This window comes from Shewanella maritima (genome assembly GCF_043643735.1).
Classification (GTDB): Bacteria; Pseudomonadota; Gammaproteobacteria; order Enterobacterales; family Shewanellaceae; genus Shewanella; species Shewanella maritima_A.
The window spans coordinates 14429-27280 of record NZ_JBHZSM010000008.1; the positions used below are offsets into that span (position 1 = coordinate 14429).

9 protein-coding genes are annotated in these 12852 nt (G+C 42.0%); 6 read left to right on the top strand and 3 right to left on the bottom strand.

What is annotated here, in order from left to right; all coding sequences use genetic code 11:
* Positions 1-223: 223 nt before the first annotated feature.
* Positions 224-1558 (bottom strand): adenosylmethionine--8-amino-7-oxononanoate transaminase, encoded by a 1335-nt coding sequence (gene bioA, locus ACHUGF_RS10220; RefSeq protein WP_394130923.1) that lies wholly within the window; start codon positions 1556-1558, stop codon positions 224-226.
* Positions 1559-1656: 98 nt separating this feature from the next.
* On the opposite strand from bioA, the gene bioB reads away from it, so the two are divergent.
* From bioB to ACHUGF_RS10245, 5 genes are read left to right on the top strand one after another with little or no spacing between them, the layout of a single operon-like run.
* Positions 1657-2721: a biotin synthase BioB gene (bioB, locus tag ACHUGF_RS10225; RefSeq protein ID WP_394130924.1), complete on the top strand. Its 1065-nt coding sequence runs from the start codon at positions 1657-1659 to the stop codon at positions 2719-2721.
* A gap of 20 nt (positions 2722-2741) precedes the next feature.
* Positions 2742-3881: an aminotransferase class I/II-fold pyridoxal phosphate-dependent enzyme gene (locus ACHUGF_RS10230; protein ID WP_394130926.1), complete on the top strand. Its 1140-nt coding sequence runs from the start codon at positions 2742-2744 to the stop codon at positions 3879-3881.
* A gap of 31 nt (positions 3882-3912) precedes the next feature.
* Positions 3913-4722: a methyltransferase domain-containing protein gene (locus tag ACHUGF_RS10235; RefSeq protein WP_394130928.1), complete on the top strand. Its 810-nt coding sequence runs from the start codon at positions 3913-3915 to the stop codon at positions 4720-4722.
* A 53-nt stretch (positions 4723-4775) separates the two neighbouring features.
* A complete protein-coding gene (gene bioD / locus ACHUGF_RS10240) occupies positions 4776-5468 on the top strand; it encodes a dethiobiotin synthase (RefSeq protein WP_394130929.1) in 693 nt (230 codons plus the stop codon).
* The gene (locus tag ACHUGF_RS10245) at positions 5465-6049 is read left to right on the top strand and encodes a uracil-DNA glycosylase family protein (protein ID WP_394130931.1); all 585 of its coding nucleotides are present in this window, start codon (positions 5465-5467) and stop codon (positions 6047-6049) included. The genes bioD and ACHUGF_RS10245 overlap by 4 nt, the downstream gene beginning before the upstream one ends.
* A 496-nt stretch (positions 6050-6545) precedes the next feature.
* On the opposite strand, the gene ACHUGF_RS10250 is transcribed toward ACHUGF_RS10245, so the two are convergent.
* Together ACHUGF_RS10250 and cysK are read right to left on the bottom strand one after the other, a co-directional pair.
* A complete protein-coding gene (locus ACHUGF_RS10250; RefSeq protein ID WP_394130933.1) occupies positions 6546-9236 on the bottom strand; it encodes a TonB-dependent receptor in 2691 nt (896 codons plus the stop codon).
* A 1137-nt stretch (positions 9237-10373) separates the two neighbouring features.
* Complete coding sequence (gene cysK, locus ACHUGF_RS10255; protein WP_394130934.1) at positions 10374-11339, bottom strand: cysteine synthase A; 966 nt, start codon at positions 11337-11339, stop codon at positions 10374-10376.
* A 303-nt stretch (positions 11340-11642) separates the two neighbouring features.
* On the opposite strand from cysK, the gene ACHUGF_RS10260 reads away from it, so the two are divergent.
* A complete protein-coding gene (locus ACHUGF_RS10260) occupies positions 11643-12764 on the top strand; it encodes a beta-ketoacyl-ACP synthase III (RefSeq protein WP_394131116.1) in 1122 nt (373 codons plus the stop codon).
* Positions 12765-12852 lie beyond the last annotated feature (88 nt).

Below are 12852 nucleotides of genomic sequence, written 5' to 3' on the forward strand. Positions count from 1 at the left end.
GTTGGGGGAATAGACAATACATCGTTGTGCACAACACAATAGGATGAATAGGTACTTATCGATATCACATAATGCAGCCTATTGTTTAATAGTGAGTTTTAGCAGTTTGTGTGATGCTCAAGAAGCAGAATAAATATAAGCACTAGTCAGAATTAAATGAAATTAACTGATTAGTGAAACCACAGCTTGCTGTGAAAGCAAACTGTGACTGTTTAAGACAATTTTAGCCATTGCTTGGTGTCTGCGCTTGTGTTTGCTGACTATTGATGTGTTTGGCAATGGTTTTCATTGCTTGAGTTAATTGAGTTAACTGTTCTGATGAAATGACATAAGGTGGCGTAATGTAGATGACATTACCAAATGGTCTTACCCACACACCTTGATCAATAAAGTCTTGCTGTAGTTGACTGATATTGATCGGCTTATCCATTTCGATAACGCCCACAGCACCTAATATGCGTACATCTTTTACATGTGGGTAATCAATGGCTTCAGCAAGTTGTTGTTGCATCTGATTAGCGATTGCAGCAACGTTTGACTGCCAATCTTGGGTTTGTAGCAGTGATAAGCTCGCTTCCGCGGCGGCACAAGCCAATGGGTTCCCCATAAAGGTTGGCCCATGCATAAATACGCTGGCAGGGGAGTGACTGATCCCTTGAGCGACATCGTCACTACACACAGTTGCTGCTAGGCTGATATATCCGCCTGTTAAGGCTTTACCCAGACATAGAATATCAGCTTCAATGTTGGCATATTCATAGGCAAATAACTTACCTATACGGCCAAAGCCCGTGGCAATCTCATCTAAGATAAGTAGCACTTGGTATTTATCACATAATCGGCGAACGTGTTGTAAATATTGCGGGCTATAAAAATGCATACCGCCAGCAGCTTGCATAACAGGCTCAATAATAAATGCTGCGATATCCTGATGGTGCTCGGCAAATACCGCTTCTAACGCGGCAATATCCTGCTGATTAACGGGCTCATTGAATGCAGAGGTGGGAGCAGGCGCAAATATTTGTTCGCTTAATGCTTCATTGAACATTGTGTGCATGCCATTATCTGGGTCGCATACACTCATCGCGGCGAATGTATCGCCATGATAGCCTCGTTTAACGGTCATCATGCGCTGCTTTTGCATGTGTCCTTTGCCTTGCCAATACTGCATTGCCATTTTCATCGCGACTTCTACCGCAATAGAACCCGAATCGGCCAAAAATACTTTGGTTAGGCTGGGGCTGGTTATTTCAACAAGGCGCTTGCACAAATTAATTGCTGGAGCGTGAGTGAGGCCACCAAACATAACATGGCTTAAGGTGCTCAACTGATGCTGCATTGCGTTAATAATATGAGGATGGCCGTAACCGTGGATGCTAGCCCACCATGAACTAGTGCCATCGATGACTATACTGCCGTCGGCCAAGGTGAGTTCACAGCCTTGAGCGCTTTTTACTCCAGTGACACTCACAGGATCTGTCATCGAAGTGTAGGGATGCCAAATATGTTGTTTATCAAATGCTAAATCGATTTCAGTTGCTGAAAAAATGCTGTTCATTTTTTAACCGTTAGTAAAGTTGTTGCGACTGGTCAGATTGACAGTTTACGGTCTCAAAGTATCCTAGCCAACAGAAATCATAAAAAGGATGAGTTGTTATGTCGTTAGCTAGTGTTCGCCATGATTGGACTAAAGCTGAAATTGAAGCCCTGTTTGCATTACCCATGAACGATTTATTGTTCAAAGCACACAGTATCCATCGTGAGAACTTTGATCCTAACGAAGTGCAGATCAGTCGGTTATTGTCGATAAAAACGGGTGCTTGCCCTGAAGATTGTAAGTACTGCCCGCAAAGTGCTCGCTATGATACTGGCTTAGAAAAAGAGCGCCTTTTAGAAATTGAAAAGGTGCTTACAGAAGCTAAAAGTGCTAAGGCCGCAGGTGCTTCACGTTTTTGCATGGGAGCAGCTTGGCGTAATCCGCGTGAGCGAGATATGCCGTACTTAACTCAGATGGTGAAAGACGTAAAAGCGTTAGGTATGGAAACATGCATGACCTTGGGTATGCTATCGAAAGACCAATCAGACCAATTAGCCGATGCGGGTCTAGATTATTATAACCATAACCTAGATACCTCTCCTGAATACTATGGCGATGTCATCACCACACGTACATACCAAAATCGTATCGATACACTTTCAAATGTGCGCGCCTCAGGTATGAAAGTGTGTTCTGGTGGTATTGTCGGCATGGGTGAAAAAGCAACTGACAGAGCGGGGTTGTTGCAACAGTTAGCTAATTTAGAGCAACACCCTGACTCTGTGCCAATTAATATGCTAGTTAAAGTGGCAGGCACGCCGTTTGAGAAGCTAGATGACCTTGACCCATTAGAGTTTGTACGCACTATTGCGGTTGCACGGATTATTATGCCTTTGTCGCGGGTACGTTTGTCAGCTGGGCGTGAAAACATGACTGATGAACTGCAATCTATGTGTTTCTTCGCTGGTGCCAACTCTATCTTCTATGGCTGTAAATTATTGACCACGCCAAATCCAGAAGAAAATGACGACCTAACCTTATTTAAGCGTTTGGGTCTGCACCCTGAACAAGGGCCTTCAGCGGTAACTGAGGCTGACTTAGCGCAAGACTCTGCCATTTTAGCGAAAGCTAACGCGCAAAAAGACCGTCAAGAAAAGCAGTTTTATGATGCTGCGGCATTGTAATATTGCTTGGAAAAATTGAAATGACGCATCCGATATATCAGAAGATTGCCCAGCAAACGGCGCAATTGTCACAGCGTGGTTTATTGCGTCAGCGTCGTTTACATAAGACTCCACAATCCAACGCTTGGGTTGATTTCAGTCACAATGATTATTTAGGGTTAGCTACGGAGCCTGTATTGGCTCAAGCATTAGCAGATGGCGCCATGCGTTATGGCGTGGGTAGTAAAGCTTCACCATTGGTGTCGGGGTATCATGATATTCATCATACTCTAGAGCAAAAGCTTTGTGCGGTGACAGGTCATCAAGCTTGCATGTTATTTTGCTCAGGTTTTAGCGCCAATAGTGCATTAATGAGCAGTTTATTCGAGCCTGATGATACTGTGGTTGCGGATAAATTAATCCATGCATCCATTATTGATGGTATTCAGCATAGTGGTGCTAAGTTATGCCGATATTTGCACAACGACCTAGCCAGTGCCGAAAAATTGCTACAACGTCAGCCGTCATCGATGCTTGTTACTGAAAGTGTGTTTAGTATGGATGGTGACCGAGCCCCTTTAGCTGAGCTATCTCAATTGTGCCGAGATAACAATGCATTGATGATAGTCGATGATGCCCATGGCTTTGGTTTAAAGCAAGGCTGCTTAACTGAAACCACCGTATCTCAAGCTGATATCCAAGTGGTGACCTTTGGGAAAGCATTGGGGTGTCAGGGCGCTGCAATATTGGCTGAACAATCTATCATTGATTACCTGGTCGCGACTTCGCGTCACTACGTGTATTCCACGGCTTTGAGTCCTGCAAGTGCGGCTGTGGCCTTAGCGGCAATTAATTTATTACAGGCCGAACCACAGCGACAGCACCAACTTGAAGCTAATATTCAATATTTTATCACCCAAGCTAAACTACATCGTTTGCCGCTTACCGAACAGCCTATTGGCAGCCAAAGTGCGATTCAGCCGGTGATAATTGGCAGCAATGATAAAACCTTAGCGATTGCAGATGCTTTAATGCAGCAAGGTTTCAAGGTTGGCGCGATTCGTTCGCCCACTGTACCTAAAGGCAGTGAGCGGCTGCGCATCACATTAAGCAGCCAACATACACATCAGCATATTCTGGCATTAGTTCAGGCTTTGGCTGGTTTACTTGATGAAAGTTAACTCTTTCTTTGCTATCTATTTGAGATAACTCATGACGTTAGATAATTCGCTCGCAGATAAGTTTTCCCATGCTGCCACTATTTATCGCCAACATGATGTTTTGCAGCGTTTAACAGCAAAGCATTTACAACTTCGTATGCAAACAGCGTCTGAAGTAAAAGGAAGGTTAGTCGATATTGGCAGTGGGCCTGGTACTGATTTTTCTGATTTTGCGTTTCTGTCGAGTATTTGTGCTGTGGATATTGCTCAAGGAATGCTTGCGCAAGTGCAAACTGATTTCCCACACTATCAAACATTATGCAGTGATGTGCAGACACTCGCGATGCAAGATCATCAAGCAGATATTTTGTACTCTAATCTTGCCCTGCAATGGTGTGAGCAGTTATCCAGTGCGGCAACGCATTTATATCGGGTGTTGAAGCCCCAAGGGCAAAGCTTCATGAGTTTAGTTGCTGATGGCAGCCTAACTGAGCTTAGTCAGCTGGGCTTTAACGTTAATCGCTTTCTCACTGTTGAACAAATTAAACAAGCCTTTACCGCTTGTGAAACTGAGTCAATATCGAGATGGCAAGATTTTGAATGTGAGTTGGTTGCTGTCACCGTGTATTTCGATGATTTAAAGCAGTTACTTTATTCAATAAAAGGAGTCGGTGCATCATTGGTAACGGATGAACTTTGTCTGGAGTTACAAGATGAACCGATGCAAAGTAATTATCCTGCAAACACGAAGTTTATGACTAAATCTCAGTGGCGAGAGCGCTGCCAATTAGCAGAGAAACTTCGTGAGAAACAAGGGATACCGCTTACTTATCAAGTTGCCTTTATCTATGCCCGTAAATGATCCCAATCTTTGTTAATCCAACATAGTCAATAATTGAGGAAGCAATATTCACCATGCTCTACTTTGTTACCGGTACCGATACCGACAGTGGTAAAACTTTAATATCTTCAGCTTTGTTGCATAAGGCCTCAGGCAAAAAATGCGGTTTTAAACCAATTGCATCTGGTTGCGATATGACAGAGTTTGGACTGAGAAATACCGATGCGATGGCGTTAATTTCGCAATCTAATATTGAGCTTAGTTATCAGCAAGTGAACCCCATTGCATTTGAGCCGGCTATTGCACCGCATATTGCGGCGTCTAACGAACAGGTGGATTTATCACTAGAGCGTGTTGTGAATCTCTTAGTTGAAAGCGCCAATATCGATGCTGACTTTACTCTCATTGAAGGTGCTGGCGGTTGGCGGTTACCTTTGGGCCAAAGGCATTATCTTTCAGATGCAATAAAGCAGTTAAATAATCAACTACAAAATAAGCACGACGGCCCTAAACCTTTAGGTGTAGTACTTGTAGTGGGGATGAAGCTTGGTTGCTTGAATCATGCTTTATTAACCCAAGATGCGATTTTGAACGATGGTTTACCCATTGTGGGTTGGGTGGCGAATCAAGTAGACCCTCAAATGAGTGAAATAGATGCTAATCTTGCTTCTTTGAGGCAAATGATGTCATCACCTTTTCTAGGATATGTACCATATCTAGAATGTCCAACCCCAGAGGATGCTGCACAACATTTAACGACTTTATGACGAAACCTGACACTTTACTGGCCAATATTCATCAATGCCATCACTGCGAACCGCACTTGGCATTGGGGGCTAAGCCAATCATTCAATTTCACCCGAATGCGAAAATATTGATTGCAGGTCAGGCACCCGGTAAGCAGGCGCATATGTCTGGTATACCGTTTGATGATGCAAGTGGTGACCGATTGCGCCAGTGGATGGGTATTGATAAAGACAGTTTTTACGACCCTAAAACAGTTGCGATTTTACCTATGGGGTTCTGTTACCCTGGTACAGGAAAGTCCGGCGATTTAGCCCCTCTTAAGGAATGCCAACTTTTATGGCGGACTCAGTTGCTCGAACAGTTAACATCGGTTCAATTGACATTAGTCATAGGTAAATATGCTATAGATTATCACTTACCCGATGAAGGCCTTACTTTGACACAAACAGTCGGCCAATGGCGCCAATATGCACCTAATATTTTTGTTTTGCCTCATCCAAGCCCTAGGAATAATATCTGGTTAGCTAAAAATCCTTGGTTTAATGAGCAAGTGTTACCAGAGCTGCAAAAGCGTGTAAAACAACTCTTGCAGGATGAATAAACTTTCTTAGCCGACATCCTCCAATTGCTATTTTTTCAGGCCCCGTCCCAAACAACCTTCTTACCTTTTTGCTAACTCAAGATAAATTCACCAGTAGCTTTTAATAAAGTTGCTACTTTATATGTAGCACAGTAAGACACCATTTCAGTGTTAAAGGTTGAGCGCCGGAGGCAAGGTATGAAAGCCATGACATGTCATCAGCTAGGCGGTGCCTGTGAGCAAGTTTTCTATGGTGACACCTTTGAACAAATCGCTGAGCAAAGTAAGTGACATGGTATGCAGATGTTATCTGAAAGTGAGCCGCAACAATGACAGGCAATGGAAAAGATGAAATTGTTGTCTCAAGACCCGCAAACCTTGAAAAACTGGTTTTCTCAGAAACAGCGGTTTTTTGAAATGTTGCCGGATTATGGTTAATCGGGCATCATCAAATAAAAAAACGCCAAGTCATATGACTTGGCGTTTCGCTTCAAATCTTCTGACAATGTCAGCTAAATTAGAATTTCACTTCAGCTTCAGCAAACCATTCGCGACCACGAGCGTTATAAACGCTACGTTGGTAGTGTGGCCAAGATGTTGCCGTTGGATCAAAGTTAGGACCTGCATCAAATAGGTTAACCACACCTGCAGTTAATTTGATATCGTCCGTTACATGGTATGCTGTTGTTAGATTCCACGTTGTTTGTGATGCAACTTCGTGTGCACTTTCATCGAATTCTTCACCAGCATTTTCTGCCGCATCTTTAAATGACTTGTACTGTGAACCATGCATACGAGCTGTGTGGTATGCACCTAAGGTCGTTTCAAAATCATCAATAAACCAACCTAATACAGCGTTTGCACGGTACTGAGGTAGGCCGCCGTTATCGATATCATCTTCTACCGGATCCGTTGGTGATAATTGACCTTCAGATAATAGAATATAAGTACCATTGAAGTTCAGACGAAGCTCACCTAAGTTGTCTAGGTCGAAGTTGTAACCGGCAGTCAAGTCGATACCACGTACTTTTTGGAATGCGAGGTTTTGTGCCACGGCGTCAATGTGTGTAATGGTACCTTCATCATCACGTGTGATCATGTGCTCGTATTGCTCATATTCACGAGCTGCTTTACTAGCACTGATGTCACTGACCATGTCATCTAGCTTCCATTCCCACAAATCGAATGATGCATTAAGTGAATCTCCACCCCATACCGCACCAATATTGACAGTATAGCCAGTCTCAGCTTCTAGGTTTTCGTTAGCACCCGTTGTTGTGTCGATATGTAGCTCATTACAGACTTCGTTGATCTTTGGATCTGGATTGGTCTCACCAGGTGAGCCGCCAAGTGCCTGACATTGTTTAAAGTCAATGACTTGGTTGAATCCATTAGTCGCATCACCATATACACGGTGCATATCAGGAGCACGGAACACACTTGTTGCAGATGCACGGACTAACAACTCATCCATTGGACGGTATTGCACAGTGATTTGTGGTGAAAGGTTGCCACCAAAGTCATCGTATCTATCGTAGCGAATAGCTGCATCTACAGTCAGCACGTCTAACACAGGCATACTTAATTCAGCATAAGTAGCCCAGTATGAACGCTCACCAGCGCCTGAAGAACCACCTGTAGTTAAGATATTACCTTTAGTAGATTCTGAATCAGATTCTGTTTGGTAATCTTGTTCAGTATACTCGGCACCTGCAGCAAACATGGCATCACCTGCTGGCATTTCGAACGCCATACCCGTGATATTAGCTTGAATATTTTTTTGAGTAGACTGCGCTTTTTCAAATGGTGTGTAAGATGCATTAGCTACATCCTCTTCACTCATTTTTTCAAGTAAAGAGTTACCGTTTTCACCTGCTGTAATGTAGTTAAACATGCCTGCTGCAGTGGCATAGCCACCACGGAATACGTCAACATTCGTACGACCGTAGTTAACAGATGCATCCCAGTCATATTCATCAGCAATCACGCCTTGAAGGCCTGCTGTGAAGAAGTAGTTACGGGTCTTTGTTTCACCCATGCGGTTTTCAAACTCGTGTAAACGACGCACGTAGTAGTAATCACCGTTAGTGGCGTTTGCGAAGTCTCCGCCTAACGCAGTTGATTTATCAGTAAAGGTTTTACTTAAATCACCTACAGATACAGTAACATTGTTGCCATCAACATTGATGTCATAGTCATTGATTGCCATTGGTTCAATGAGTGTGGTTGATTTTGCTTCTGCAAAGTCTAAACGGCCCACAAAAGTTATATCTTCAGCTAATTCGTAATTGAAGTTTGTAGAGCTAATGAAACGTGTACTTTCAGGTTGAAGGTCACGCCACTCAGAACGGTCGAAACCACATAAGCTACGGGCTGCATCCCAGAACCAACCGCCAGCAGTGCATTCCTCGGCTGTTAATGTACGAGCGCCGGTGCCTGTCCCAGCAATACGTGCTCCGTAAGAGCTGTATTGAGAATATTCACTATGAGGTACTTTATCGGTATGAAGACCAAAGTTTTCACGGTCTGTCGCTTTGAGTTGCTCAGTATCTGTAAACTCTATGAAGCTAGATACGTTACCACGGTCAGATGAAGCACCTAAAGATAATGCAATGCGGTCACTGGCGCCACCACCGTTTGTGGTATCACCATGACGGTATTTTAGTGCAACACCTTCGAAATCTTGTTTTAGGATAATGTTAATTACACCACCTACAGCATCTGCCCCATACACTGCTGAACCACCTGATTGTAATACTTCAATGCGTGCTACAGCTTCCATTGGTAAGTTAGCTGTATCAACAAAGTTGTCTGTGCCGCCAGCTGGTTTCGGGTATTGATTTAAACGCTTTCCATTGATGAGCGTTAATGTACGGCTAGCGCCGGCACCACGAAGGCTAATTGAAGATGCAGCAGGTGTGAAACCATGTACAGATTGTGTGGTCATTGCACTGGTCGTAGAGGTAAGGCTTTCAAGTGCATCTTGAATAGTTGTAAAACCTTGCTTGGCCATGTCATCTGCGTTTAGTACCGTTACTGGTACCGCATTTTCCATGTCGGTACGTTTAATACGTGAACCAGTCACTTCTATTCTTTCTACATTGTCTTCATCAACAGCAAGTACTACAGGCGAGCTTAGTGCTGCGGTTGCGGCACCTGTTACAAGTGCAAATTTAATTGCTTTCGCCAATCTTGAATTAGGCTGCATTTTCATCTCCCTTAGATTTTATTTATATCCGCGCTTAATTTAGTTATCTCAAATGTTAATAAAGTTAAATAAAATAAGCGGGTGCAGGATGAAATCATAAATCTGTAACATTGGCAACGATGTTTTAACTGCTGAAATTGAATTGTGATTAAACAAGTGGTTAATATAAAATCAACTTAATATATACATATGGATGTATTTGGAGTTTAAATAATCATCAATAAATGTATGTGTCACATATAGCGATACATAGCTCTCTGGTTTGTTGTTACTTTGTTATTAATGTTGTTCTAGTTAAGCGTACGGCCTAGTCTATTTTTGTTATCGATTTGTTTGATATCTGGGTGTGAAAAAATTAAAAATTTAACGGCATGCTTATTTATTGTTCAGCGGCTATTAAGGGATTTGTTTAATACCTAGTAGGGCAAATGATATTTATTGGTGGCGTTCTTATCAGGGTGTTATTAAAAACGATAGTTTTCGCAATAATCCATAAGTCGATTTAATGATGACTTAGCTTTTTTATTAGTCATTTTATAGGTGTTTTTGAAGATAGATCTACTGGAAAAGAATGGTGAGTAGCCTCATTAGCAAAGAATCTGATTAAAAAGAGTGCTGTGATTTACAAGGCTAACACTAATAAACTGATCTATGGTGATTAACCGATTCTTTGCTTTTGGTTTAATTTGAGTTTCAAGAATATGTTGAGGTGAGTGGATGGGTTGTTGTGTCAATGAATCGCAGGAATATTTAGTGTGATATTTTAAAGTTTTTAATTCAGTAGTAATGAGTGGTGTTAGTTAATAAGACTACTGATTAATAAGAGTATGGTTTTGCTATGTCATTGATTATCAAATTCCCACTTACTGATTATATGTTTTTGTTAATATTCAAGCCGTTAAATCAACTATTAGCTGAAGGTTGAGGGGCAGAAATACATTCCAGCTGGAGATGAAGTCGAGCACTTAATAGCTTTGTAGAGTGTATATATTCTCTACCTTTAAATGCGAGTTAAATATGTTTGCTTTAATGCAGCATAAAATGCTCTCAATATAATGACATTGAATGGTCCAAGACGTTATATAGGTACAAAAAAACCAGCCGAAGCTGGTTTTAAAGGGGTGAGCTAAACAGTGATTACTGAATGTTTTCACTGTCGCCAAATTCACCAGCAAACAAAGCTGAAGAAAGGTAGCGTTCAGCTGCTGATGGCAGCACAACTACAATTGTTTTGTCTGCAAATTCAGGCAATGCAGCAATGCGATTAGCCGCGACAACTGCTGCACCAGATGAAATACCCACAAGAATACCTTCTTCCTGCATTAGACGGCGTGCCATATCAATTGCATCTTCATTGCTTACCGCTTCAACGCGGTCAACTAATTCAAGATCTAGGTTATCAGGGATGAAGCCTGCGCCGATACCCTGAATTTTATGTGGTCCAGGTTGTAGTGGTTCACCCGCTTTAGCTTGGGCAATCACAGGTGAGTCAACTGGCTCAACAGCAACAGATGTAATTTGCTTACCCTGTGCTTTTAAGAAGCGGCTAACACCCGTGATGGTACCGCCGGTACCTACGCCTGCAACGAATACATCCACTTCGCCATCAGTATCATTCCATACTTCTGGACCTGTTGTTTGTTCGTGAATTTCTGGGTTAGCAGGGTTGCTAAATTGACCTAATACAAGGTACTTGTCTGGGGCAGATTGGCGAATTTCTTCAGCTTTATCAATGGCACCTTTCATGCCTTTAGCACCTTCAGTAAGTACGAGATTTGCACCTAATGCTTTAAGCAGTTTACGGCGCTCAAGGCTCATTGTGTTTGGCATCGTTAGGGTTAGTTTATAGCCACGTGCTGCAGCGACATATGCTAATGCAATACCTGTATTACCAGAGGTAGGTTCAATAAGCTCAACCTCTTTAGTTAATAGGCCCTTTTTCTCTGCATCCCAAATCATGTTAGCGCCAATACGACACTTAACACTGAAGCTTGGGTTGCGAGCTTCAACTTTTGCTAGAACATTACCGTTACTGACACGGTTTAAGCGAACGAGTGGGGTATTACCTAAAGTGAATGAATTATCTTCAAAAATTTTGCTCATGAGTCATATGCTCCTCTATTTATATACCCACAATAATAGTCGTCTTAGACACTTTTAGAAGTGAAGAAAAGTTCTTCTTTATTCCATTTAGTTATACAAGTAAAACCTATTATTCTAACTAGCTGTATAAGAAGGCGACTCATTGTAGAACTAACTGATGGTCTGACCATGATCATTTAGTGCTTTTGGGGCTATGCAATGGTAGATAAAGTACTAGAATAAGTGAAAATTTATGATTATTTCGATTGGCGTAACATACGCTTCGATTTCACTTCTTCCCAAGATTTACTCGGTAAAAATAAAATGAAAAAAGTTGTCATCTCGGGTTCAGGCCTATTTGTGCCACCTCACGCAATCTCTAACGATGAGCTAGTTGATAGTTATAATGCTTATGTGGATCTGTTTAATCAGCAACATGAATCAGATATCGGTGAAGGCAAAGTAACAGCTTTGCCTTATTCTAGTAGCGAGTTTATCAATAAGGCGTCTGGTATTAACAGTCGTTATGTCATGGTAAAAGAAGGCATATTAGATCCTAATATCATGATGCCATTAATAGCAGATCAAGATTCCAGTGAGTTATCCATGCAAGCTTCAATGGGAATTGAAGCTGCGAAGCAAGCGTTAGAACAGGCAAAACTGCAAGCTGAGGATATTGATTTAGTGATAGTTGCTTGTGCTTATACCCAAAGAGCTTACCCAGCAATTGCCATCGAAATACAACAAGCGCTAGGTACCAAAGGTTTTGCCTACGACATGCTAGTTGCCTGTTCATCAGCCACATTTGCAATTGCCAATGCTGTCAATTCCATCAGGGGTGGCATGGCAAATAGAGTGCTGGTGATTAATCCTGAGTTGACCTCACCACAGAGTAATTTTAAAGACAGAGATAGCCATTTTATTTTTGGTGATGTAGCCACTGCTGTGGTGGTTGAAAAGCAAGAATTAGCTCATGCGGAAAATGCGTTTAATGTATTGTCGATGAATTGCATGACAGAGTTTTCCAGTAATATTCGCAGTAACTTTGGTTTTGTTAATCGATGTGATCCTGACAAGGCTGACACGCCTGATAAGTTATTCCATCAGCAAGGCCGTAAAGTGTTTAAAGAGTTACTGCCAAGAATTTACCAACATTTAGACAAGCAATTCGAGGCTGAACAAATAAAACCTGAAGAATTTAAGCGTTTATGGTTGCATCAAGCTAATATTAATATGAATATGTTTGTAGTCAAAAAGCTCTTAGGTGACAATGTCGAGGCTACAACTGCGCCTATCGTGCTTGATAAGTTCGCAAATACTGCTTCTGCTGGCTCAATTATTGCGTTTCATGAAAATAAAGCCGATTTTGTGACGGGAGATTTAGGTTTGTTATGCTCATTCGGAGCAGGGTACTCGATCGGAAGTATTGTGTTAGAAAAGTGCTAGCTTAACCTGACCTATACTATGTGGAAATTTAAGCTGCTAGTTGATGAATTACTTCATTGATATCAAGCTTTAATAGCCTTGCCATAGT